Source organism: Paenibacillus sp. TAF43_2 (assembly GCF_052113545.1).
Classification (GTDB): Bacteria; Bacillota; Bacilli; order Paenibacillales; family Paenibacillaceae; genus Pristimantibacillus.
The window spans coordinates 36,953-62,697 of record NZ_JBFRDK010000003.1; the positions used below are offsets into that span (position 1 = coordinate 36,953).

At 45.6% G+C, this 25,745-nt stretch carries 16 protein-coding genes; 2 read left to right on the top strand and 14 right to left on the bottom strand.

Translation table 11 applies throughout. The features are described 5' to 3' along the window. Window positions 1-109 precede the first annotated feature (109 nt). The 9 genes from AB4Z17_RS01385 to AB4Z17_RS01425 form a co-directional block, all read right to left on the bottom strand. The gene (locus tag AB4Z17_RS01385) at window positions 110-2,452 is read right to left on the bottom strand and encodes an FtsX-like permease family protein (RefSeq protein ID WP_441957672.1); all 2,343 of its coding nucleotides are present in this window, start codon (window positions 2,450-2,452) and stop codon (window positions 110-112) included. A gap of 1 nt (window position 2,453) precedes the next feature. Continuing rightward, window positions 2,454-3,215 (bottom strand): ABC transporter ATP-binding protein, encoded by a 762-nt coding sequence (locus AB4Z17_RS01390; RefSeq protein WP_076270674.1) that lies wholly within the window; start codon window positions 3,213-3,215, stop codon window positions 2,454-2,456. Between the two features lie 143 nt (window positions 3,216-3,358). Further along, window positions 3,359-4,618 (bottom strand): ATP-binding protein, encoded by a 1,260-nt coding sequence (locus AB4Z17_RS01395; RefSeq protein ID WP_441957674.1) that lies wholly within the window; start codon window positions 4,616-4,618, stop codon window positions 3,359-3,361. Beyond that, entirely contained in the window at window positions 4,615-5,298 is a 684-nt protein-coding gene (locus tag AB4Z17_RS01400; protein WP_441957676.1) for a response regulator transcription factor, read from the bottom strand. The genes AB4Z17_RS01395 and AB4Z17_RS01400 overlap by 4 nt, the downstream gene beginning before the upstream one ends. A 157-nt stretch (window positions 5,299-5,455) precedes the next feature. After that, window positions 5,456-6,271 carry an MBL fold metallo-hydrolase gene (locus AB4Z17_RS01405; RefSeq protein WP_441957678.1) on the bottom strand — a complete coding sequence of 272 codons (816 nt, stop codon included), beginning with the start codon at window positions 6,269-6,271 and terminating at the stop codon, window positions 5,456-5,458. A gap of 13 nt (window positions 6,272-6,284) precedes the next feature. Further along, complete coding sequence (locus AB4Z17_RS01410; protein WP_441957680.1) at window positions 6,285-6,797, bottom strand: TlpA family protein disulfide reductase; 513 nt, start codon at window positions 6,795-6,797, stop codon at window positions 6,285-6,287. A 171-nt stretch (window positions 6,798-6,968) separates the two neighbouring features. Further along, window positions 6,969-7,502 carry a DUF1854 domain-containing protein gene (locus AB4Z17_RS01415; protein WP_441912494.1) on the bottom strand — a complete coding sequence of 178 codons (534 nt, stop codon included), beginning with the start codon at window positions 7,500-7,502 and terminating at the stop codon, window positions 6,969-6,971. Beyond that, window positions 7,499-9,691, bottom strand: coding sequence for an ABC transporter ATP-binding protein (locus AB4Z17_RS01420; protein WP_441957682.1), 2,193 nt, complete (start codon window positions 9,689-9,691; stop codon window positions 7,499-7,501). Before AB4Z17_RS01420 ends, AB4Z17_RS01415 begins: the two co-directional genes overlap by 4 nt. 178 nt (window positions 9,692-9,869) lie before the next feature. Then, window positions 9,870-11,078, bottom strand: coding sequence for an MFS transporter (locus AB4Z17_RS01425; RefSeq protein ID WP_441957683.1), 1,209 nt, complete (start codon window positions 11,076-11,078; stop codon window positions 9,870-9,872). A 196-nt stretch (window positions 11,079-11,274) separates the two neighbouring features. Between AB4Z17_RS01425 and AB4Z17_RS01430 the strand changes: the two genes are divergently transcribed. Beyond that, window positions 11,275-11,874, top strand: coding sequence for a TetR/AcrR family transcriptional regulator (locus tag AB4Z17_RS01430; protein ID WP_441957685.1), 600 nt, complete (start codon window positions 11,275-11,277; stop codon window positions 11,872-11,874). Window positions 11,875-12,003: 129 nt separating this feature from the next. Further along, a complete protein-coding gene (locus tag AB4Z17_RS01435) occupies window positions 12,004-13,914 on the top strand; it encodes a beta-N-acetylhexosaminidase (RefSeq protein WP_441957687.1) in 1,911 nt (636 codons plus the stop codon). A gap of 117 nt (window positions 13,915-14,031) precedes the next feature. On the opposite strand, the gene AB4Z17_RS01440 is transcribed toward AB4Z17_RS01435, so the two are convergent. From AB4Z17_RS01440 to AB4Z17_RS01460, 5 genes are all read right to left on the bottom strand, one after another. Further along, complete coding sequence (locus tag AB4Z17_RS01440; RefSeq protein WP_441957689.1) at window positions 14,032-15,546, bottom strand: CehA/McbA family metallohydrolase; 1,515 nt, start codon at window positions 15,544-15,546, stop codon at window positions 14,032-14,034. A 192-nt stretch (window positions 15,547-15,738) separates the two neighbouring features. After that, window positions 15,739-16,857: a glycoside hydrolase family 88 protein gene (locus AB4Z17_RS01445; protein ID WP_441957690.1), complete on the bottom strand. Its 1,119-nt coding sequence runs from the start codon at window positions 16,855-16,857 to the stop codon at window positions 15,739-15,741. Between the two features lie 18 nt (window positions 16,858-16,875). After that, complete coding sequence (locus tag AB4Z17_RS01450) at window positions 16,876-22,119, bottom strand: polysaccharide lyase family 8 super-sandwich domain-containing protein (RefSeq protein ID WP_441957692.1); 5,244 nt, start codon at window positions 22,117-22,119, stop codon at window positions 16,876-16,878. A gap of 101 nt (window positions 22,120-22,220) precedes the next feature. Then, window positions 22,221-23,984, bottom strand: coding sequence for a glycoside hydrolase family 35 protein (locus AB4Z17_RS01455; RefSeq protein WP_441957694.1), 1,764 nt, complete (start codon window positions 23,982-23,984; stop codon window positions 22,221-22,223). Between the two features lie 48 nt (window positions 23,985-24,032). After that, window positions 24,033-25,703: a DUF4091 domain-containing protein gene (locus tag AB4Z17_RS01460; RefSeq protein ID WP_441957696.1), complete on the bottom strand. Its 1,671-nt coding sequence runs from the start codon at window positions 25,701-25,703 to the stop codon at window positions 24,033-24,035. Window positions 25,704-25,745: the final 42 nt, after the last annotated feature.

A 25,745-nucleotide genomic window follows, 5' to 3' on the forward strand; every position in this document is an offset into this window, starting at 1 on the left:
AAGTAGGCGTTTAGCGTATGGTAGCATACGAATGACACCTGCAACAACACAAAAAAGCGACCTCGAAAGGCCGCCTGCGAAAGCTTTGATTAAAGCAATATCTTTATTCTTACTCTGTAATTAATTCATAGGCGGAAATTCCTTTGATTCTCCGCGACACAAGTATGGAAACAACATAAGACAACATAACAATTCCGAAACAAAGCGCAATAACAAGAGGCAATTTAATAATGAACTGGACATTGTGAATTCCCGCTCCAGAGAGCAGCAGGGTCAGCATGGAATTGGTATACAGGCTGCCCAGCACACCGCCTATAACTACCCCTATAATGACAATTGGTACAAAGCTGAGCATGATTTGCGTCATTAGCTGGCTCGTCGTATATCCTGTTGCTTTAAATATTCCGAGCTCCCTCTTGCGCTTCAGAATCATCGTTTTAATAACAAGATAAAGAATGAGAACGACAACCAATACAGTGATCGCGAGAACAAGCACCATAACAGCAAACACCGCGGAAATATAAACGCTGCTTTGGCTGTTTATCGTCTCATCTACATCAACAAATTCCTCTACTGAGCTTCCGTATTGTACTTTACTATTTTTGATAAAGCTTGCATTATCGATACCATTTAAATAAACGTTGAGCATCTTGCCTGTATAATCTGGAATGAGGTGCCTAACACCTTCCAAAGTGACAGATGATATTTGCCCCATATTGCTAATAGACTGGCTCAGACCGGTAATTAAAAAAGAATAACTGGCTTCCCCTAAATCTACTTTGACCGTATCCCCAATGTTTTTTTCAAGCAGCTGCGATACTGCCCACGAAACGACAATTTCGTTATCATATTGCGGATATCGTCCCTCATACACCATTTGGTTTTCCAACCCGCTGTAATCATCCGAAATCGTCATAGCAAACGGTTTATCGTCAACTTTCGCTATTAAATAGTCCAGTAATACCGTTTTTTCAACACCATCCATTTGCTTAATGGATGCAAACAGCGCCTCACTATCTACGTCCTCTTTAGCCTGAACATTGACATTCGAGGTTTCTGCACCAACGAGGTGAATAAAGGCTGTTTTATCTGTTGCTATATTGTAATAAAGAACGATAGCAAAAACAGAGGCAAAGGTAACGGCGGCAACGATAAATGTAATCATAATGTTCTGCCTGATGTTCATCACGATGGTTTTGCAAGCAAGCACAAAGCTTAATCCACCCTTGGCTTGATCTAGTGGGAAGCGATTTTTCTTAAAGCTATGAGTCACAATGCCTCCCCGCAGCGCCGCTATGGGATGCAGCTTTCTAATACGAATTGAAGCGAGAAGGGTTACGGTTACGACCAGTACAACTACAATTAGAATACTGGCTAAATTAATTACAGCATTAAAGCTTTGATTCCATAGCAGTCCAGACAGCGTAGAAATAATGCCTCCGAATACAGGCATAACGGTGTAAGTGACCRCCACCCCCATAATGCTTGCCAATAAGGTAATGATCATAAACTGCATCATAATAGATAAAATAATTTGCTGGCTCGTATAGCCCACTGCTTTCAGAACACCAATATTAACAAGGCCATCCTCAATACTATTAGTGACACGGAACTTAATAACAAGCAATGACACCACAACAATAACCGCTGCAAAAGCAACCATAATCATAGCGACCAGATTGATCGTCATCGTACTTATACCCTTCATCGTCATAACGTCTAATGAAGAATAAAAGGAGCTTGCCTCATTATGGGAAAAGGGAAATTGCTCTTCGTAATCTTTAAGCAGTTGAATCGATTGCTCGCTGTTTTTTAACTTGGCAGATAAGAAGGTGCCTTCCTCTTTGGGGCTGAGCTGGCTGAGCAGCTGCTCAAATTCCTTATCCGGCAAAAAATATTTCATCAACGTTATGTTGGTGGTGCCAAGCATCGTTGTCTCAAAAAAACCTGCAACCCGGTAACGATATTCCTTGTCCTGATAGGTAAAGACGAAGCTGTCAGCCAGCTTATACCCGCCGCTTACTTTAAAGCTGTAAGGGAGGTATATATCCGGCTCAGAGCTCAAGGCTATCTGCTCAATTAGTTTTAATGGTGCAATCGTGCGATCAGTATCCGCATTAAGGATAACAGCGGCATGGCTCATGTCACTATCCCCATAACGAAATTTGGCTGAACTCATCAACACCATGTTTTCGAGCTCATACTCACTCACATCAGAATAGTTTTTCAAAAAGTCGCCCTTGGCATTCGTATAGCTTGCACTGTCCATGATGATGTTTAAGTGAGGATCATGTAGTTCCGCCACCTTATCATCAAAAAACGTATTAATTTTGAAAATAACCGTCATTCCCACATTAAGCAGCAGCGCTGCGATAAATATCAAAATAAAAAGGGAAAATGCCGCGCTTTTGCCTTTTCTGATGTTGGCCCAGGCTAGGTTGACGATGTTCATCTCACCACCCCATTTCAGCCAAAAATGCTTTTAGCTGCTCATGCCGTTTATGGTTATTTTCCACATGGAACGGACTAAGCTGCAAATCCCCGAAAATAACGCCATCACGCAGGTAAAGGATTCTATTCCCTCTTAATGCGGTTTTCATATCATGTGTAACCATAACAATGCTTTGTCCGCTCTTATTAACCTCCGTCATGACATCCAGCACACTGTCGCTAGCAGCGGAATTAAGCGCGCCGGTTGGTTCATCTGCAAACACAATTTTGGGATCATTGATCAACGCGCGCACGATGCCAGCACGCTGCGCTTCTCCTCCGGAGAGCTGCTCCGGAAATTTACCCCATGAGGTTTCATTTAATCCCACTTGGGCAAGCAGTTTTTTTGCTTTGGCTACGATAGCCCGCTTGTTTTTGCTAACGAGCAGACCGCTTGCCAGCGCATTATCCAGCACGCTCATATTGTCGAGCAAATAAACCTTTTGGAATACAAAGCCGCAATTGTTCCTTCGGAAAATCGCCAGCTGATCGTTATTTAGCTTCGAAATCTTTTTCTCCTCAAAATAAATTTCGCCTAACGTCGGTTTATCCATTCCAGAAAGCGCGTAGAGCAGGGTCGATTTGCCCGAACCCGAGCTTCCCATAATAACGGTAAAGTCACCCTCCATTAAACTAATGTCGAGGTTTTTTAGCACATGCTGCTGATTTCCCCCGCTTGAGAACGTTTTGCACAATTTTTCGGTTCTTAACATTTGGCTTGGCATAAATTAAATCTCCTTTATACTGCAGTTGTATGATAGCTTCGCTCTGCCCTAAGCAAAAAAGACTGTAATGTAGCTTACAGTCCTATCATACAAAACCAATTCTTAGTTAAGCTTTGTTCAATCCTTAGCCAATTCTTAATTCTTTAAGCCAACTTAATTTTTAACGTCACGCTAAAACCATCTTCACGGTTATGGCAGGTTATATCGCCCTGCATGCTTTGCATCAAGTACTCGGATATGTATAGCCCAAGCCCTGATCCACTTCGTCCCTCTGCATTATTTCCTCGATAAAATTTATTGAACAAGAGCGGCAATTCATCCGGATGAATACCTTTTCCATAATCCATAATGCTTATTTCTAAATAGCTGTGTTTTATTGCGGATAAAATGGTAACTGAGGTGCCCGCATACTTATAAGAATTGCTCAAAATATTATCAAATACCTGCTGTAAACGCGATACATCCGTTAAGATTAGGCATGCAGGAACAGGAGCAAAGCTGATTTGATCATCATAATTTACGTTAGCGATAATACCGTTTAAAACGCTGCTTTCTTCCTCCGTCACCGTTACTTTTAACTCATTAAGCTCCTCTAAAGTCGCCGTAAACATATCGCTCACCAATAGGTTGATCTGCTCTGCCTTTGAATAAATCGTCGTTAATTGCTTCGTTACTTTCTCATCGTCAGCTCGAAGCAGCATCAATTCGCTCACCGCTTTAATCGAGGCGACTGGTGTCTTAATGTCATGACTTAAGCTGGCTACAAGCTCCTTCTTGCTGCGGTTTGCCTCATATTCACTTTGCCTTGCTAGAGCCAGTTCCTCGCGCATAATGTCGAAGCTTTCTGTAAAAGCGCCAAACGGGTTGTTTTGACCCATTTTCAAAGGAATATCCAGATTCCCTCTCGCCACGTTAACTGCAAAGCTTTGCAGCTTATGAAATGGTTTGAAAACCTTATAATTTAAAAATAAAACATAGATGACACTCAGCAGCGCAAACATGGTAAAAGTGATAAAGAGCACGATAATAAGCTGCCGTTTCATTTGCTGAATTACTTTTTTATCATCGTTTAGCACAATAAGCTTGCCAACTAAAGTACCCTCTACTACGACATCTGCTATCGTATCTCTGTTTTTAATGGCATCATTAATGGTAGGAGATTGCCCCTCGAATGTTTGAAAGCGTACATGGCCATGAGTATCGATAACGCTGAATGGCTGCTTTATCGTGCTGAAATCCGCTTGATCGATTTGCCCCCAGTGGCTCTCAAGCTTTTTTAACACCTCATTTATAGCTACCATATCCACTTCGGTATCCGTCTTGCTATTCATAACGAGCCAAGAAGCTGCACTGCCTGTTGCAAATACAAAGAGGATAGTGATGAACAGCCACTTTATTCTCATAGCTTGTGATCTTCCAGGACGTATCCCGTCCCCCATACCGTTTTAATATATTGCGGCTGGTTGGGATTCGGTTCGACTTTCTCACGCAAGTGGCGAATATGTACATTAAGAGTTCCATCTCCGGCAAAGGAGTCACCCCACACCTTGTCAAACAGCTCTTCTTTTGAAATGACTCTGTTTTTATTTTTCGCCAAGTAACAGAGCAATTTATATTCCATCGTTTTGAGCTTCATATCTACACCGTTCACACGAACGCGGCAAAGATTGCAATCAATTTTCACTTCACCAAACTCCAGCATTTCGGTTGGGCTTTGATTCCCGTATCTTTTGAGGACAGCCTTCACTTTAGCAAGCAGCACACTTAGCGTATAAGGCTTCTGGATATAATCGTCGCCGCCTATGTTAAGGGCTATAAGAATATCGTCATCACTGGACCGGGCGCTAATAAACAGAATCGGAATTTGTGTCGTTTGTCTAAGCTTCTTGCATAAATCAAACCCGGAGGTATGACCAAGATTAATGTCGAGAAGGATAACCGACGCTTCATTTTCCCGTAAAAAGAGCTCACATTCCTCCGCACTTGTCACGTACGCCGATTTGACCTCAAACATATTAAAATATTCACTCGTCGTTTCTGCAAGAACCGTCTCGTCATCCACAATTAAGCAATCATAGTTCATATGCGTTCTCCATTAGTTGATAGAATAGTAAACATCAGTCACTTCCATAATATACTATGAAAAAGGAAGTTTAAATGTAAATAAACCAAAAACACCCTATCGCGCAGCACGCAAGCGGCTCCTCGTTAGGGTGTTTTAATGTTCGTTAATTATAATATTACTGATATTCACGTTGTATAATCGATACATTTTCCTTGTGGCAATATTCCGTAAAGGTGGATAAGAAGGCATGCTCACGGTAAAGGGCAGCAAGAGCAGTCTCGTTATTTGCCATAACTGCCTCACAAAGGCGGTTTAAATAATCCGATGCCCTAGCCAAACGTCTCTTCATCTCTGACGAGTCGGCTGTCGCTTTTCCGTGACCCGGTATAAGCAAGCGAACGGAATGCGTTGCAAAAATACGGCCAGCCTTCTCAAGGGTATGATTATACGCCTTCGCACTTTGATAAATAAAAGGCAGCTCGAAATCGGATAAATAGTCTCCTGCAATCATGATTCCTAACGGCTCGACGATCGTTATTAATCCATCCTCCGTATGACCCGGCGCAAGATAGAAAGTCAATGTCATATCTCCTACGTGCAGCTGCTGTCCATCCTCTTTAATTATGATATCAAGGTTCGGGAATGCGATAGGATAATTTCTTGCAATATAGTTTTTACGATCAAAATCTCGAATCATTTCAAGCTTCTCTTCTTTTTGCGGATGATGCTGCAGCCCGGTACTGCCGATGGTTGTGGCATCAGGGAACGCTTGATAACCAATAATATGATCGAAATCTCCGTGAGTAAATAATAGATACAGAGCTCGATCACCTTTGATCTTATTTACATACTCTTTAATCGCCTCAACTTCTCCCGCAAGCCAGTTCGGATCTACGATGAGTACCATTTCCTCCGTCTGAATGACCGTCGCTGTCGTTTGATATAACTCACTTTGGAACACGGTTACATGTTCATTTTTATATTGAATCAAAAGTATCTCTCCTTTAGGTCTCGCCGAGAAGCTTCTTAAACGAAGCTTCTATTTCATCTTGGTCAAGCGATCCGATAATGTAATCAATGATTTCCCCGTCCGTATTCACAAAGCACAGAGCCGGGAAGCCATCTCCGCCATAGTACTTGTATACATCCCCCGTTTTATCCAGGAGGACCGGGTATGTAATTTGATGCTGCTCCACATAGCTTTTTACCTCTGATAATTCATCACGATTCGTAACATTTATACCGTATACATTAATTCTATCCTTATACTTTTCATGCAAAGCGACCATTTTTGGGGCATCCTCATTACAGTAAGGGCACCATGAAGTAAAAATGGATAAAACCGTTGGTTTCTCCGCAAAATCAACCGCCACTTCTTCCCCTGTGCTGAGCTCCGACAAGGCGATGCTTGATAATTCGGTTTTGAGTTTGTTGAGATAGCTATACCCAAGATAGACCATCAAGCTAAACGCCGCAATAATAATTGTGCCTGTCGTTATTTTAACTACTTTGTTCATTTCCTCATGTTCCTTCCATTGATCATTGGAATAATGGTTGAATGTGGATATTCATTCTATCTTACGATGATTTTCACATGCAATCTACTTTTTTCTACACGAGCATCATAAGACAATACAAAAGTGCCGCCCTCTTTTTTAAAAAAGAGAGACAGCACTGTTTTCATTGCCTTATAAGACGTCCTTCAACTGACCGCGACTGTGGCCGTTTAACCTCTTCCAATCACGAACTTCACATCTTTTGCCGTTGATGTCGGTCAGAATAATTCGATTATTACTCGGGTATTGCATATGCTCATGCAAGTTCCGCATGACGATGCGGGTCGGTCCCAAATTCGTTTGCAGCTCCCAAATCCACATGTCGGCTTTTTGCTTAATGGAATCAATATGAGTTACAAGCGGAAGGAAATACCGAAGCTTCAGCTCCTTATCCATTTCGGTTCGGCTTTCTTTATCCAGCTGCTCAATATCCTGAATAACGCCGATCTCTTCACCCTTTGCATCGCGGACGGAAATATACTGGGTCGTGTATTGGAAAGGAAATATACGAAAGAGTATGATTTCTTCATAGGCCTTTCCTTCTAATACACCTTGAAAAACGCCGCCTTGGCTGCGGGAAAATGAGACCGCATTGGGTTCCAATAGATTAATCTCAAAAGGGTCCTTTGTGTTTATTTCAACACCAATGTCATTGGAATCAATCATGCATTTTCAACCCCCTTGATCTTGGACATTTCCTTTTGCGCCTCAACCAGCTTGTAGTATGCACCCTCGGAAGCCAGCAGCTCCTCATGTGTTCCTACTTCAACAATTTTGCCGTGATCCAGCACGACAAGCCGGTCTGCATTGCGCAAAGTCGACAATCGATGGGCAATCGCGAATGTTGTTCTTCCTTTAACCAGACGCGATATCGCTTCTTGAATTTGACGCTCCGTCACCGTATCTACGGAGGCTGTTGCTTCGTCCAGAATTAGAATTCGCGGATCATGAATAATGGCGCGAGCAATAGATACCCGCTGCTTTTCTCCACCAGACAGCTTGTGGCCGCGTTCACCAACTCTCGTGTCGTAGCCATCCGGCAGCTGAACGATGAAATCATGTGCATTAGCGATTTTGGCTGCGCGCATAATTTCCAGCTCTGTAGCGTCCGGTTTAGAGTAGGCAATATTTTCTGCTATCGTCCCGTCAAACAGAAACGTCTCCTGCAGCACGACGCCAATCTGCTTGCGCAGGTCGTTCTGGCTAATATTGCGGATGTTCGTGCCGTCGATCGTAATCGTACCCTCATCCGAATCATAAAATCGGCAAATCATGTTAATAAACGTCGATTTTCCGGCACCGGAATGTCCGACTAATCCGATCATCTCGCCTGCAGCTACCTTTAAGTCTACGCTTTTGAGCACAGGGTGATGCTTTTCGTATCCATAAGTCACCTTTTTGAATTCAACCTCGCCTTTTACGCGGCCAATCTGTGCTGGGTTTACAGTATCGGGCACATCAGACGGGGTATCCATAATTTCAAATACGCGGTCGGCTGCCGAAATCGCATGCGTTGCCCAGTTGATCATTTGGCTTACCCACTGCAATGGTCCAAGAAGCATGCCCAAATAGGTAACTAGAGCGATCAAGGTACCGATAGATAGATTGCCCTGAAGCACGGTTTTGCCGCCAAAATACCAAATCAATAAGGTACCCGCTCCAGCGACTAAAGCGAAGACGGGGAACATGCCCTGCCACAGACCTTCAATTCGAATATTATGCCGAACAAGCTCCTTATTCGCTGCCGTATAACGTGACATTTCCGTCTTTTCCTGACCAAATGCCTTAACCACACGAATACCTTGCAAAGAATCGCCAACTAAAGCATTTAATCTGAAAATAGACCTCCACTGTTGATACCACCGCCGACCGATCATCGGCCATAATACACTGGACAAAATAATCATAAGCGGCATAGGCAGCATGGCGAGCAGCGTTAATTTCCAATCAAAGCTAAACATGATGATGAAAATCGCAATGACACGCAGCGACTCACCAGAGACCCATATGACACCATCGGTCATGAATTGCCGCATCGCCTCTGAATCATTGTTTACCCGTCCAATGAACTGCGAGGATTGCCTTCGGTCAAAGAAGGATAACGACAATCTCATCAAGGCATTATAGACATCGTGCCGAAGATCGCCCATTAATTTGGAACCGATCCACACGCCAATAATACCGCGCACGGTCTGCATGAGAGTGACTACCAGTGAGGTCGCTGCAAGGCCGATAACAATCCACAAAAGCGTGGAGCCCATATCCTTTGGAGTCAGTACATCATCCACAATCATTTTGGTCAAAAATGGCGGGATAAGCTCAACCAATGTTGTGAAAATCAACATAATCGCTGCCGCAACCATTTGCAGCTTGTAAGGCTTCGCGTAGCTCAGCATTCGAAACAGAACCTTGCCGTTGTTTTTACAAACGGGGCAAGCTTGAGAATCGTCCGGCAGCGGATTGCGGCATTTTGGACAGTTTCTCGGGAATTCTTTCTCAGAAACCGTTGGCCGCTCTTCGCCTTTTGCCACTGCACCCATTAATTTAGATGCGTATCCAAATATAGAAGTAAGCGATGCTGTGTAGCGTATAAGGATAATCGGACCGTTCTTGGTATCCGCTAGCAATGAGCCGCCGCCTACTCCGCCAACAGCCCGGGCATCTGTAATATCCGAAAATGCGAGTTTAGTCACCATCATCCCATCCGAACGCCACACCGATACTTCCTTTTCAGTCAGGACCAGCCATTCTTCCCCAAACTGACCATCATTCATTAAATCTGATACGGCATGAAACAGCGTTTTCTCTCTAAGTTGTGCTTCTATCGCTTTAGGAAGCTTATTCATAAAGGTCATATTGTTCCCCCTTTCGTTACCAACCTATTTACTCACATATCTCCATATGGGTAAAGATGGAAAATGACTATAACTGTTTATTACTGCCAGGCTGTCTTTATTACAGTACAAACAAAAGCCCACAACCTTATTTGGTCGTGGGTTAGTATTCATACTATAGCTCTAAGCATATAAACACTTATTGCTCAGAGCTCCTTACTGCGTAATTATATGCTGTCATCAGCGATTTATAACCAAGAGCCACAATAATCAGAGCGAGAATTCCTGCTGCTATTGCTACCGCGAATCCCGTTCGCGCACCAAAGTGATCCACCACCCAGCCGGCAACGGATGATCCTAAAGCAACCCCGATTCCCATGCCTGTAATTGCCCAAGTCATTCCTTCCGTCACTTTGGATTCGGGCACAATTTTCTCCACCAAGCCCATCGTAACAATAATAGTAGGAGCTACCGATATCCCAGCGAAAAATACAGCTACTGCTAGCTTCGTTATATTATCTACAAATAATAGCGGAAGCATCGTTGCCATGGTGACCGCGGCAGCCCACAAAAACTGGCGATAAAGTGGAGTTCTCATCCTAAGTGCACCATAAACCAAGCCAGCTAAGCACGAGCCTAAAGCATAAACGGAAAGCACAATGCTGGCAGCTGCAGTATTTCCTTGATTTTCTGCAAAAGCTACACTAACAATATCCACGGTGCCAAAAATAGTGCCTAACGCAATGAGCGCAAACACCAATACCCGCAATGATCCAATCATAATAACCGATCCTTTATGATCTGTATGCAGAGGACGGACAGCAGGTTCTGTACTCTTTTGCATCGTAAACAGGATAACCCCTATGGCTAAAAAAACGATGGCTAGCAGCGGACCCGCTTCGGGAAACAGCATAACGCTTAAACCGACCGAAATGATTGGGCCAATGATAAAGCAAAGCTCATCCATCACAGATTCAAAAGCAAACGCCGTTTGAAGCTTCGGGGAGCCCCGGTACAGCTCAGCCCAGCGTGCACGAACCATTGCCGGCATACTAGGCATGCAGCCTGCAATTAAGGCAAACAGGAATAGCGTCCAATCCGGCGCTTCATATCTTGTGCATAGCAGCAAGAAAACGATAGATACTACACTAATCCCTGTAAATGGGAGCAGGATACGGGATTGACCCAACCGATCTACCATACGGGAAATTTGTGGAGCCATTAAAGCCGTTGATAAAGCAAAGGTAGCTGCTACAGCACCTGCTAGCCAGTATTCGCCGCGCAGCTGCGACAACATGGTCACGATGCCAATGCCCATCATCGATATAGGCATACGAGCAACAAAACCTGCAGCTGAAAACCCTTTTGCTCCGGCAGCTTTAAATATCTCGCGGTACGAATTAGCCATGATGCACCTCCAAGCAGTAAACGATTCGTACTACACTGTTCATTCCTTTTCTCCCCTCATATGAAAAACTTTTTATTAAGACTCTGTTTGATTTGGGAGTCGAAATATGATTTGACATACGACATGTATGTGAATAATATAAATACATACGGCGCGTATGTCAATGACTAAAAAAAGAATGCAAGCAGGAGGAAACATGGCTCGCAAAACGAGATCAGAAATGATTGCAGAAACTCGAATCAAACTAGTGAATGCCGCTAGAGAAGCATTTGGCACGATTGGGTATGCAAACACATCGATGGATGAGCTTACAGCTTCAGCGGGGTTAACGCGCGGTGCGTTATATCATCATTTTGGCGACAAAAAAGGGTTATTAGAAGCAGTTGTCAACGAAATAGATGCTGATATGGATAGCAGATTAGCCGAAATTTCAGATACAGCCGAAGGAAATTGGGAAGGGTTCGTCGGTCGCTGCCACGCATATCTTTCCATGGCGCTTGAGCCGGAAATTCAGCGAATCGTTCTTAGAGATGCACCCTCGGCTCTCGGAAATGCTTATTCGCAATCATCTCAGTCCCAATGTCTCGCAACGATGGCTGATATGCTTCATCGTTTAATGATAGATCAAGTTATAAAGACGACAGATCACGAAGCTTTAGCGCGGTTATTAAATGGAGCGCTAATTAATACTGCGTTTTGGCTGGCCAACGCCGAAAACGCCGAGGATGGCTTGAGTAAGGCTTTGCAGAGTCTATCCCTCGTGTTAAACGGCTTGCTTCTGAAAGATCGTTCATAACATATAAAAGCGTGATGCACCTCAAATGTGCGAATGAAGTCCTTATTGCTTTCATCAAATGGTTGGAATAGCATTAAACTATATGTGGTTATCATCTTCACAAAATCCGAAATGCTGGAGGAAGATCATATGAAGCTACGTTTCGAGGGGCATTATGAGGAGCTAATGCTTGGTGTACAGCTGCTCATAAAAGAGCTGGGAATTGACTTGCAAGAGGACGGGCTGCCCGTTCATATCGAACCATCCGAAGGTGAACTGGAAGTTTGCCTTGAACAGGACAAGGCTTATATTCGTTATGGACAAAAACATCAATTTTTCCGCGGACTTGGCTTGCTCATTCAACATAGCCGCAAGAGCAGCACATTCCATATCCGTGAGAAGCAGCAGTTCGATCAAATCGGACCTATGTTTGATCTTTCCCGCAACGCGGTGCTTACTTTAGACGGCTTTAAATCCATGCTGAATAAGATGGCTTTAATGGGAATGAACACGGTCATGCTGTACATGGAGGATACATACGAAATTGAAGGCGAACCGTATTTTGGCTACATGCGGGGCCGTTATACGCATGCGGAGCTGAAGGAAATTGACGATTATGCCGACCAATTCGGTATCGAAGCTTTCCCAAGCATACAAACACTCGCGCATCTGGAGGAATTTCTAAAATGGGAGCCGATCAAGCATTACCGCGATACAAAAGGCGCCTTGCTCGTCGGTGACGAACGGACAGATAAGCTAATCGAAAAAATGATTGATGCTGCCAGCTCGCCATTCCGCAGTCGCAAGCTTCATATCGGAATGGATGAAGCAGAGGAACTTGGCCGCGGCAAGTATTTGGACTTGAATGGCTACGAAAGCCGCTTTAGTATTATGACTTCACATTTGGAGAAGGTACTCGAGGTCGCTCGCAGCCGTGGCTTGAAGCCGATGATGTGGAGCGATATGTTCCTGAAGCTCGCTTCCGGGAATGGCGATGAATATTACGATAAAGATACTTCCATTCCAGAGGAGATGGCAAGCCGCATTCCCAAAGATGTCGATATGGTGTATTGGGATTATGTACATTTGGAAGCTGAGGATTACGAGAGGGTTATCGCTAATCATCGACCGCTCGGCTGTAATTTAGTATTCGCAGGAGCCGTTTGGATTTTCAACACATTCGGCGTGAATTACGGCTTATCGCTGAACGCTTCAGATGTTGCGCTGCAAGTGTGCAAACAGCAAGGCATCCGTGAAGTATATGCGACCATGTGGGGCGACGACGGCAATGAGGGAAATCCATTCGCAGCGTTGCTTGGTCTGCAGCTTTATGCGGAGCACGCTTACTCCGAACAAAAGCCAACGCAAGAACAGCTGGCGGAACGAGTTAAGTTTTGTACTGGAATAGAAGCAGAAGCTTTCATGCAGTTGAAGGATCTCGACGAAATTCCAGGATCAGAGCCAAACAACAGCAAGCAAAGCAACCCTTCAAAGTTTCTACTATACCAAGATGTGCTGCTCGGGATGTTCGACAAGCAAATTGAAGGGCTGGATCTGGACAGTCACTATGCTAACTTAGAGCTGCAAATTCATAATAAACGCGATAAGGATGCTTCGCTTGATTATTTGTTCGAGGTGCCTGAGAAGCTGTGCGCCGTATTGAAGCTAAAGAGCGAAATCGGCATTACACTTAAGCAAGCTTATGATTCAAAGGATAATAATAAACTGAGACACATAGCCATGAATGAGCTGACCGCTATTGCAGAAGCAGTACGTGAGCTTCGAATAGCACATCGCTCGCAGTGGCTGCGCATGTTCAAGCCATTTGGTTGGGAAGTCATCGACATTCGTTATGGCGGAGTTATTAGTCGCTTGGATACTGCGTCCGTTAGAATTATGGACTATGTGGAGGGACGAATTGCGAGGATCGAAGAGCTGGAACAGGAACGGTTGGTGTACAGCACAGTAAACCGCTTCAACCACAAAGGAGTAGGCTGGTGCAGCTATTATTATCGGATGGCATCGCCAAACGTTTTTTTCCATGTTTTGAACCCTTTTTAAGTGATGTGAACGAATCATTAGACTTAAAGCCCGTGAAACGACGATGTCTACAAACATCGCTGTCACGGGCTTGTTTATTATGAAATGTATAAGTGCCAGCGTTTACGAAAGGCTGCCTTAACCCTCTTGTGTCAAATTAGCGCTTGCCAAGAGCTCATTGTAAGTTGTAATCTGTGGCTCCTTAGAACCGTAATAGAATGGGTTCGTAAAGGCGAGCAGCATTCCCGCTTCATCGCGAATATCAAAGCGATACCAGTTATATGCGCCTTCTTCCCAAGGTATATTCCATTCCAGCGCCGCTGGCGCTTCTCCCGCAGCCGCCGCAGAAACTTCCTTCACGGATTCAGCAATACCGTTGTGAATTAAGGTTACTCGAGCGAACACATCACTCGCTACACTTAATGTACAGTTTACTTCATGGGATGCAGCCTCGCTTTTCCCCAAACTAAACGCATCAGACAAATTACAGCCGAATCGGTAATCGTGGCCGCTGACTTGAATCGACGCTTCAATCACGGGTCCGCGCGACACATAAACATGCCCATTTTTTACGCCTTCTAATACGTTGTCTGCACTCAAATCATTACACCACACATACGTGGAAGGGTCGCCAATTAAAGAAGGAATGGGGCTATCTTCATATTTATCTGTAGGCAGCATATGTGAGTCAGAACCGCCAATTCCCGTAATCCGATATCCTTCATTCCAGCTTGCCGTCCATAGCTGCAATGCCTTCTCTGTAGCGACAGTGTTCGGAGAAAAGGTCGGATCATTCCATATTTCCATGGAGTGTAATCCCTTTAGCTGCGTCTCCCCATATAGCCATGCCCAAGGTGCCAGCATCGGATGATTTATGGAGCAGACCGCTCCGAGCTCCGCTGCTTCCTTCATCAATCGGTCCATTCCCTGCTGCGTCGTCAAGCCGCCGTCTTGTGCAGTCGCTCTCCAATCGATCCATTTCCTTAGACCAAGTGCATTCCAATGCCCGTCACCAGCTGTGACCTCCACGCCGGGAATGACAAGTGCATCTCCTTTCGCCCATGATGTAGACAGTACATTGTGATCCGTCGCTACAAAGAAATCCAGACCCTGCTTTGCCGTTTGCTCACGGTTCATAAGCTGCGTCATTTTGCCATCGGACAATATGGTATGTGTGTGGAAATCACCTTTGTAATAGCGGCCCCCCGTCTTCCACACCTTCGCCCAATCGTAGTTGTCCATCGTGACGCCAGCATTCAAATTTCCAGTGCTCCAATATTCATGCTCGCCCTGCATCTGTGTCGATTCATATTCCGCCGGCAGAGCGCCATGTCCGAACTCCCATTCTGCTTCGAACATTCTGCCCTCTTCATTTGAAACCTCAAGCGTCCATACGCCTTGAACAATGGAACCCGGCATCGCTATGGGACTCGTAAATTCTACCTGTTTATGAACGACGATCAGCCGCTCGTTTCCACCATCTAGGAAGCAGAAGCGAATATTGTTCTCCGCATCGAATAAATGCAATCTTCCCCATGAATTTTTCTTCTCATACGTAAAGCGAATCGCAAGCCAGTCGTACTCTTCTTCAACTGCAATCGGAAAATAGCTGTTATTCTGCTCCAGCTTAACGGAAATTTTCCCTTTATTCATAGTTATTCACCTTCCATATCCTACTTTTATTCGTGTAATTCTGCAACTATCCAAGCGTGCCTATTAATGCCCGATTCCGCTTAAACCCGCCTATGCGAATCATGCCAAAAATAATAATCATTAAACCTGCCCATCCAAAAATAGAAAGGGACTCACTACAATTTTAAAATAGAGCCTGCTCTCTTACTCCATTTACTCGTACCAGTAACCTTTTATTCCTTTTTCCATCCGCATAAGTGCCTCAAGGTAAAAGTAGTCCCCCCAGATCATAAAATCATCCGGCGCTGTATTGCCTCTTACATAATAAGAGCCATGCTTTAATAACCCTTCTGCCTCTTCTCCCATCGTGGAGTAATGACGAACAAGTGAGGTCATCGACAAAATCAGCTTCCGTTCAAATTCTGCGCGATCTGGATCGTTATCGTCCAGATGGCTCATTAATTCCAGCAAGCCCGCGGCTGTAATCGCAGAGGCAGAGCTGTCACGGAACGTCCCTTCCTCGACCTGAACATCAAAGTCCCAGTAAGCTACATCATCCTCTGGCAGCTTTGAGAGGAAATAGGCTGCCATCCGTTTCGCTGTATCCAAATACGCCTTATTCCCGGTGTAGCGATAGGCAAGTGCAAAGCCATAAATACCCCATGCTTGACCGCGGGACCATGTCGATCCGTTCGTGTATCCTTGATGTGTTGCGCCGCCGAGCGCCTCACCGGTTTCTTCATTAAAAACGAAGGTATGATAGGAGCTGTCGTCACCTCGCACAAGGTAGCGGCGGCTTTGATCTGCCTGCTTAACAGCAACCTTATAATAACGCTTATCACCCGTTTGTTGATAAGCCCAAAATAACAATGGAAGATTCAAGAGGCAATCAATAATCATGCGCCCGCCATGCTTCTCGTCTCCAGCCAGTCCCCAAGCCTGAATGTATTGCCCTTTCTCTCTAAAGCGGCGCAAAAGCACATCTGCCGCCTGTAATGTCAGCTCTCTTGCTTCCTCATCCCGCTCCAAAATCCACTGTGCTTGCGAGGATAAGGTGTATAAGAAACCGATGTCATGATGATCGAGCACAATATGCTTTTCCATACGATGCTTGAAGCTCTTTACCGTGAGCCGAGCAGCATCACGGTAAGCTTCATCTCCGGAATATTCGTAGCATAACCACAGCATTCCACTCCAAAATCCGTTTGTCCAATCTTCATTGTCATTGCGTTCATACTTGCCGTTGACACTGACATGCGGGAAGCGAACCCCAAAACGCTGGATGTTCTTTTTTGTCTTCTCCATTGCATCTTCAATTGCCGATTTCCACATGTCCTTCCATCCTCTCAGCTATCGATTTATCTGATCCAGCATTCTCTTCACGATAGCGGCTGCTTCCGCACGAGTCGCTAAAGCCGCAGGGTTAAACCTTTGCTGCTTGTCCCCTTGCAGCAATCTATTATTTACCGCTGCTGCTGCTTCCTTTACACTCCATGGCGCAATATTTTGGGAATCCGTAAACATATTAAGCTGAGCAGAATCTGCCCCCGTCATCCAGTCTGGTTGAATCTTACTCATGACGCGAGCAATCAGCACCGCCAATTCTTGGCGCGTAATGGTTTGCTCTGGCTTAAACGAGCCGTCTGCATAACCGTTCATCAGTCCCGCCTCATGCACTCGAATAATATCATTCTCGTACCAACTGCCCTGCATGCCGCTTGCATCGGTGTACGTTAGATCTGAACCTTTCACACCAAGATCCAGCATACGAGCGATTATAGCAGCCATCTCTGCGCGAGTAATTTCCACCTGAGGCGCGAAGGTATCTGCATTTCTTCCTTGCATAATAAACTTAGATGCCAAGTATTGTGCATCATCCTTGACCCAGTGCTTCCCAAGATCCGCAAACGTCTTGTTCGCTTCAACCAACAGGTAGGTTTCGTCTGGCAGGCCGTCAAAGATTGCTTCTACACCGCTCCCAGCCGCTTTTAGCTTCATTGGAACTGGAACAAGCGCTTTGCGCTCCTCGTCATAACGCAGCCCCGCCAAATGAGCCGGATTTGCTTTCGTTTCTATCGTCCATTTCATTTCCAGCTTTCCAGCATTAATCAAGCTGCCGTACATTCGCTGCAAGGAGTCCGCCTCCACTACAACTTGGTCTGCGATATGAACGAGTGAAGCACCTAATTTTTTGGCATGGTCTGTAATCGTTGTAACTGCGTCTTCAGCAATAGGCTCCATTCCGACTCGCACACCATTTGCCTCTTGAAGATTAGCCATCTGCTTTAGTGGAAAAGTAATAAACATATTGGACCCGCTCACAATTAGCATAGCTTCACGGTTCCACTCCAGCAGCTTCGAAATGGCAGCGGAGGAGAGCTGAACGCTCTGGGCTCCATTCGGTATTGAAACTAAAATCTGCCCAGCCGCCAATTGCTCGTCTGTACTGACCATTTTTAATTCACTGCCAAGCATGCCTTGAACCCGTTCTTTTATCGTTATCTCATTTGAACCTGAACCTCCAGGTGCCGGGCTCGGCGTTGGATCAGGAGTCGGTGTTGGTGTTGGCGTTGGATCAGGCTTCGGCGTTGGCTCCGGATCTGGTTTTACTTCCGCCGCCTCAATTACAATAGTCGCCGTCGCTTGATACCCTCCATCGACAGAAGCTGCAATAATCTCCACCTTGCCGGGCAGCACGCCTGTAACAACGGCTTGTCCATTATTAACTTGCATCGTTGCTAAGGCACGATGCTCATCGCTCATCGTCCAAACGATTTGTTTGTTTTTTGCATGGTCTGGTTTCACAGCCGCTTCAAGCTTCACTTGCTTACCCTGCTTTAGCGTTGCTTCCGGTGGTGTAACAGTGATCTCCGTCACCTTTGCACCCTCTGATGCCTTCATCTTCACTTCCAAATATGGCGCAAACGCAGCGTTTTCTTTACTCTTGATCTGTGTATTCAAGCCTTTCACGCCTGACTGCTCGATCAATGCTAAACTTAAACGCTGATCACGCAGCAGCTCCGCTTTTACGGTATCTGCCAGCTCGTATTCACGCCATTTATCAACCTTTTTGAAAGCAATTGTGGAGATGGCATCACCATAAGCCGGTTGATTGCCCCATACCATCTCGGTCTCTTTCCAAGAATCGTCCTCAACGCGGTGAACACCGATTATGTTCGAGTCGTATTTGGCATCGCCATCATTTATTTTTCCGTAGACCTTCAGCTTTACAGACTCCATATCACCAGAGATACTGCCGAGGTCAAACTTCATGAAGGATCGTTGTGTAAATCCCTCGCCATATTCACGCACTTCAACATAATCTTTGGAGCCATTATTCACATTGGCATGATTTGCTCCACTACGAACGAAGGTATCCTCCATCACCGGAATTTTAAAGGTTTTACCTTCTTCCGGCTGCATGGCTTCCATATCGATCGTTTGGCTCGGATCAACCTTCAACGTAATCGTATGGACTTTTCCTGCTGCTCCTTGCGTATGGATTGCCAAGCGAGTATACGGGAAAGTTTGTACGACTTGAATGCTCGGATCTTGTGCAATGATCTGCAATCCTATTTTACCGAGGTCAACCGTTACCATGCCCTGCTTCTGTGTAGGTTCAGCAATCGCAAGGGTAAGCTCACTGCCTTTTTCCTTCATCATCATGGAAATAGGTTTATCGGTCTTTACATACTGGAAAGCAGACGCCTCCCAGAAATTCAAACCTGTAACCTGCCGCTTCGTTTCTTTTACAGCATGAACCTTCTCCGTTTTAGCCAGTACTTGGATGTCTGGATTCGCTTCATATGCCGCCGTTTGCTCCGGCGTCTTGCCCGGGAGCAGCACATATTCATAAGTGCCAGCTGTCGGCAATATGCCATGCTCAATGGCAAGGCTTAAATAATTGCGCTTCACTACATCCGCTGGGCCGCCCTTATTAATTTCGCTCCAAGCTCCCTCGCGCGCTTCACGTTTGCCTGTCACTTTTTCACCCGAAGGGAATACGTATCCAATATCAGAACCGGCCGCATTGCCCTCCATATGAGCCCATTTCACATCCGTCATTTGCTCCTGCCAGCCTAAGCTTGTTGGCATTTCATGACCGTTCACAATAAGCTTATTGGTACCCGCTTCGGTTAGCTGACGGTTCTCAACGATCGTTTCAGTCATGCTCGCCGTGTTGTTAACAATATCAGAGCCTATTGCAACCATTTCATCATCGAACAAGAACCATGATTTTTTTCCTTGCAAGGAGCTCCCTGTACTGCCTGCAAGCGAGAATTCCATACCTACAGCCCCATAGTAATCATCGATTACTGAGCCGCCAACCCAGTCCTTTCCATTCATATAATTGCCCCATTCTGCGGGCTCTCTGTAAGAACGATCCGTTGTTGTTCCGGGCAGCCTATAGCTATCAATCGTTGGCCAATAATGATCACTAAACTGCTTTAAGTCGCTATTGTACACATTTGTCATTCCGATTCCGGTGTACCAGCCCTTTTTATTCTCGCCATTGCCATATTCAAACGCTGCAATGCGATCCGAGAACATACTGATAGATAGCCCGAAGTAAGGACGAAGCTGAACCGCACGATCCATACCTGCGAACATTTGCGTATGCACCAGCTCGCCGCGAGGAGCAACGCTGTCATCCTGCATTAATTGCTTTAATAAATGAAGCTCATATAATGGCAATCCATCGTAATAGTTTTCAAATGTCGTGTCAGAACGTACCCATTCCTTCACCATACTTTTGGTTTCCTCTGCTATGGCAGGCGGGGCGGACTGAGCCAGTCGCAGCAATGTCATGATAATGGAGCGACCTGTAATATGATCAGAGTCGGCCGCACGAGAAATGCTTCTACCTTTAACTGAATCCAGAATCGCACCTTTATATAAAAGCGGTTCAAAAGAATCTTTTACCCAGTTATAAACATTGCTTGCACTCGGGTCTGAAATCACCCACTCTGAATCTGCAAAAATATAAAATAAATCTGCCATACGTCCGAGCAATACCGCACCATAACCGCCGGTATACGCTATGCTTGTATGTTGAACGAGGGAACCATCCTCATAAAGCCCATCCCCCTTCTTCACATACAAGAACTCATCCGCAATCGAATCGCGTCCCTGCATGACTTTAGCGGCATGTTGACCTACAATGCCACGCAGCGTCACAACGAGTGCTTTATCAAGCAGGTTTGCTCCTGTTTCAATCGTCGCTGAGTTCGCTACACGTTTCTTTGGGTCGGGCACGAACTTATCAATCGCTTCAATATATTTCGCAATCAAAGCTGGCGGCATTGCATCATACATGAGCGACAGGATATTCATAATTTCCTGCGGTGTTCCGATCTCCCAATCCCACCAGTTTCCTGTAATCTTCTTGCTGGAATTGTATTGATACTTCAGCATCCATTCCATCGCCTGAATAATATCGTTTTTCAAGTCTTCATTTTGAAAAAGAGAGGAGCCTTTCATCGAATAAGCCAACGAGAGATCTCGAATAATGCCGTACGCCCAGGAAATGCGCCACGAATCATTTTGAGTTTTGCTGATGACGTCTTCCCATAATGCCTCCGCATCAGCAGCTTTATTCAGCTTGTCCCATCTTCCGGTACCTTCTTTATTCGTCATTCGGTTTACTAAGGCTTCAACATTTGCAGCAAGCTCAGGATCATTCATATCGATCCCTTCTCCGCCAACCAGCTTTGCCGCCCATTTTTTGCGAAGCGTTTCATACGCTTTTTTCTGTGCTTCCGATTCTACCGTAACGAAGCTTTGTGCGGATACTCTACGATCGCTCGTCGCAGCTGTAATCACCGCCGTACCGTAATCATGAGCCGTTACTTCGCCATTTTGAACCGTTGCTACTAGCGAATTGGAGGAGCTCCAAATCAGTTCATTCATCGGTGCATTCGCAGGTACCACAGTAGGAATCAGCTGGACTTTTTGCTCCTTATCCATGTTTACGTTTTGTGGGCTAAGCGCGATGGACGTAATATCTTTGAATGGAGTGAGCGTTACATCGTCAATCCATAGAGTTCCTGTACCCGTCTCAAAAAATATTTCAACCTTAAAGCTAGCAATTTGCGGCTTATCTGGAACCTGCAGCAGCAGTTCATAAGAGGTCCAATCCGTTGTCCCTCTTACATAAGGAAGATAAGGACCGTCTTCAATCTTTTTCCCGTCAGCACCGCAATACTGCGTACGAATATATACGCCTTTACTCACATTTTCCGGCAGCACTTGATTCGTCTTCATCCAAGCCTGCAGCTTATAGGTCTGCCCTGGTGTAATCGGAACAAGCGGATCAGGAACGACGTCTGTTCTAGCAAGCTTATCGTGCTTCACTTGCACTGATCGTGCTCCCGTGTGATAGACAGCCTCCGTAACGGATACATTCTGATTGCCTTCCATTGCGCGCCATACGCCCCAGCCCGTTGGTCTTCCTCCATCCTGCCAACCTTTATCCGGAATTAAGTCGCCTTCCTCAAAGCCGCCATTAGCAATCAAATTGACCATTATATTCGGACTCGCAACCGCTTGATCGCCAAGCATAGGCAGCCCCGCAAACAAAAGCTGAAATGCCATACAGCATACCACTACAATTGAAATAGACCTCTTCCTGATCTTCATGAATGAAACCTCTCCAATCTCCAGTTCATGATGGTATTACTTTGCAATACTTTGCACTACCCCAAATCAGGTGTATCTTGAAGCGTCACCTGCAGCTCCTTCGCTCCATGCAGCTCGAACACTACAATTTCATTTGCACCGGTACGAAGCAGCGGACCTGGAACATAAAGCGTCTTCTGCGGCCCTGCTTCCCAGTAACGTCCGAGGTTAAAGCCATTTACGAATACAATTCCTTTGGTCCAGCCTTCAAGTGCCAGGAAGGTATCTGCAATATCCGACTCCTGCTCAATGTGGAAGGAGCCTTGGTAGAAGGTTGGTCCATTTATGTCTTGTACTCGCTCTTCAGCAGCAGGCGCTTGCTCAAGTTGAGCAAGATTATGAAGCGGCAGCGAATGAATCGTCCAATCAAATAGAAATTGGAAGCCTAATCTCACCCCTTCAGTAATCCCTTTATAATCTCGCAAATACGGTCCATAGTTGGTTCTGCCCATATTCTCGACTAGAATACGAAGCTCTGCCCCGCCCTCCGGCACATCGAACTCGATTGGCTGTGGGTCCCAGCGCTCTATAACACCCTTATACTCTCCATCTAAAAATACGAGCGCGCGATCGTGAACCTCCTGCAAGACAAGTGAACAATGTAGTCTTGGGCCCGAAACCTTTGTTGTATATAAAATAAATCCATAATCCTGTCCGAGCTTCTCCATCGGTTCAGGGCAAGTGCGCTGCACCGGTGTCGACAGCAGCGGCAGCACATCGAACAGCGGCGCAACCGGCTTCATCTGAACAGCGCCATATGCCATTTTGCGAACAGGCTCCGGAAGCGGCATTAACACCGTGCCAAAATGCTTTGCGATAAGCTCCCTTAACAGGACGTATTTCTCCGTAATATCCCCCCACTCCGTTAGTGGACTATCATAGTCGTAGCTCGTTACCGTCGGCTCATATTTCCCGTGGTTGTTGGCCCCATTATAGAATCCGAAATTCGTACCTCCATGGAACATATAGAAGTTAACCGATCCGCCAGCATTCAGCATATCCTCAAACACTTGCACCGCTTCCTGTGCATCCCGCGTATGATGCGGCTTGTTCCAGTGATCGAACCAACCATTCCAATACTCCATGCACATGAGCGGCTTGTCCGGCTGGACTTGCTTTAAGCTGTTAAAAGCTTCCTCTGTTCTCGAACCAAAGTTTACGGTTTCAAGAACACCAGGAATCATCCCGCCCTGCAGCATAAAATCTTCCGGGCCATCTGAGGTAAACAGCAGAACGTCCATTCCGCGCGAAATCATGCTTTCCTTGATATGCTCAAGATACTTTAGATCATTGCCATAGCTGCCGTACTCATTCTCAATTTGCATTGCAATAATTGGACCGCCGTTTGTACATAACAAAGGCTTCAGCATCGGCAGCAGCACATCATAATAAGCATCTACTTTTGATAAAAATAACTCGTCATAGCAGCGCAAGCGCATTTCATCCTCAGCAAGCAGCCAAGCCGGCATGCCGCCGAACTCCCACTCCGCACAAATGTAAGGGCTTGGACGTACAATGACAAGCAATTCCAGCTCTGCTGCTATCTCGATAAACGCTACAATATCCGCCATTCCCGTGAAACAGAACTTACCTTCCTGCGGCTCGTGCATATTCCATGCGACATACGTTTCAACTGTATTAAAACCGCAGGCTTTCAGCTTAAGCAATCGATCCTTCCAATACTCCGGAATAACACGGAAATAATGAATCGCCCCCGACAAAATCGTTATCGGTTTATCCTCATAAAGAAATTGATTACCTTGCACTCTGAATGATGCCATGTCACTTACTCCTCTGCTCATGAACTTGGTGTATTTAACTTGCCATGTCTACTTCGAATTTGCATGCTCGCCAATTAGACGGTTAATTTCCTCACGCTTGCGGATATACCATTCCGTCTCACGCGGATATGCTTCAAAGGATAGTTCCTGCGTTAAGCCATCTTCGAGCAAAGCAATAACCGCTTCTCGTGAGGTACTGCGCTCTAGAAGCTCAAGAGCTCGCAGATCCTGCAGCGCTTCTGTAAGCACCTCCAGCCTGATAGACTCAATCGGCCCTTCAGCACCTGGATATACAAGAAATGCATCCCCCGCTGGAAAACCGCCGCCTGCATCCGTCACTTGAAACGGATTAATCGGATACTTCGAGAACTGCGCATACCAGAAGTTGTAGCCCCAATGCAAGAAACCTGCAAGCTTCAGCTTGTACAGCTGCATGCCTAATACACGATTGCGCGAAGACGGCATATGGAGAAAGCGATTAGACACAAGCTTGTATTGGGCGCAGCAATAATACGACCATAATCCCTCTACCCCGTGTTCAAGAAATGGCTGAATCGCATTGCTAGCTGGAATGGGGTGCTTAATTAGACCACTTTCATAAAATTCATACTCTGAGAGTGCATCAATGATCGGAAATCCTTCCAAAATCGGTCCAATAAGCTCACTCGCTGCGCGATAGGTGCCCATGTCCGCAAGGTTTGGCTCATCCGACAGATGGAAATAAACCCGCTTCTCTAAACCGTTTTCTTTTATAAATGACACTAACTCATGCAAAAATAACGCAAGAAATTCGGTGTACTCCGAATCCTTGGAATCCGTATCCCAGCCAAACAGCTGCTTCTCCTGACCATCAACTGTGGCGACTACCTTCGGTGCATGCTTGGCACCCCATTGCGTAAAGAGATGAGAGAACTCAAAATATTTCACGCCGCTGCGGTCACATAGTGCAATCCAGCGCTTTAATTTTTCAAAAGTAAATCGGTAATCATTCCCCACGCGTTCAACTTGAACGAGCTGCACGGTTGGGCGGTCTCCCCCAATTTCCGTGTCTAACGGAGGGGTAAACAAAGGGGTCAAAATCATATTCATTCCATGTTTCACAGCGGTTTGGATGTATTGCTCAATCAAATGCCAATGGTACTCGCTAAATACGTCCGTCTTATAGTAGGTAGCCAAGCAGTCAACATGGAACCATTCGGTATGGATAAGCGACTGCTCCGGCAGTGCTGCCGCAATTACCTCCAGCGTAAATGTTTCCTCGCCTACTTGCTCGCCGCTATCATTGATGAGATAAATACGAATATCAAATAAACCTGCTTTCGCATCCATCGGCACCTCGACAGTTATCCATAGAGAACGCCATTGACTGGGATAACCGGTTAAACCGCGGTTTGCATCAAATGGGATTAACGCATCTGGATACAAGCCGGGCGTGCTTCTCAGCACATATTCATCCGCATCGTGATAGCTCACCATATTGGCGGGTACCAGCTCTACCGTTCGTACGGTTAATGCTTGCTCAAGCTCGGATTCCACCCGAACCTGCAGCTGCCGCATAAGTACATCTGCCCGATATGCAACCTGGAACGAATAGGATTCACCAAGCAGTGCCGAGCCTCTAGTTGCCGCAGCTGCATGCAGTTCTTCATCGGCAAATACTTTGATTAATGAACTGATACATCTCGTTTCCAGCTGCAAGGCTCCATTTAACTTTTCCACTTCATATTCCCCCTACATGATCTAATAAAAAAGATAAGCCCG

Bases quoted from the DNA above. Each gene is read 5' to 3' on its own strand.
- AB4Z17_RS01390 (WP_076270674.1), bottom strand. From the start codon at position 3,215: ATGCCAAGCCAAATGTTAAGAACCGAAAAATTGTGCAAAACGTTCTCA.
- AB4Z17_RS01395 (WP_441957674.1), bottom strand. From the start codon at position 4,618: ATGAGAATAAAGTGGCTGTTCATCACTATCCTCTTTGTATTTGCAACA.
- AB4Z17_RS01400 (WP_441957676.1), bottom strand. From the start codon at position 5,298: ATGAACTATGATTGCTTAATTGTGGATGACGAGACGGTTCTTGCAGAA.
- AB4Z17_RS01410 (WP_441957680.1), bottom strand. From the start codon at position 6,797: ATGAACAAAGTAGTTAAAATAACGACAGGCACAATTATTATTGCGGCG.
- AB4Z17_RS01415 (WP_441912494.1), bottom strand. From the start codon at position 7,502: ATGATTGATTCCAATGACATTGGTGTTGAAATAAACACAAAGGACCCT.
- AB4Z17_RS01420 (WP_441957682.1), bottom strand. From the start codon at position 9,691: ATGACCTTTATGAATAAGCTTCCTAAAGCGATAGAAGCACAACTTAGA.
- AB4Z17_RS01425 (WP_441957683.1), bottom strand. From the start codon at position 11,078: ATGGCTAATTCGTACCGCGAGATATTTAAAGCTGCCGGAGCAAAAGGG.
- AB4Z17_RS01430 (WP_441957685.1), top strand. From the start codon at position 11,275: ATGGCTCGCAAAACGAGATCAGAAATGATTGCAGAAACTCGAATCAAA.
- AB4Z17_RS01435 (WP_441957687.1), top strand. From the start codon at position 12,004: ATGAAGCTACGTTTCGAGGGGCATTATGAGGAGCTAATGCTTGGTGTA.
- AB4Z17_RS01440 (WP_441957689.1), bottom strand. From the start codon at position 15,546: ATGAATAAAGGGAAAATTTCCGTTAAGCTGGAGCAGAATAACAGCTAT.
- AB4Z17_RS01445 (WP_441957690.1), bottom strand. From the start codon at position 16,857: ATGTGGAAATCGGCAATTGAAGATGCAATGGAGAAGACAAAAAAGAAC.
- AB4Z17_RS01450 (WP_441957692.1), bottom strand. From the start codon at position 22,119: ATGGCATTTCAGCTTTTGTTTGCGGGGCTGCCTATGCTTGGCGATCAA.
- AB4Z17_RS01455 (WP_441957694.1), bottom strand. From the start codon at position 23,984: ATGGCATCATTCAGAGTGCAAGGTAATCAATTTCTTTATGAGGATAAA.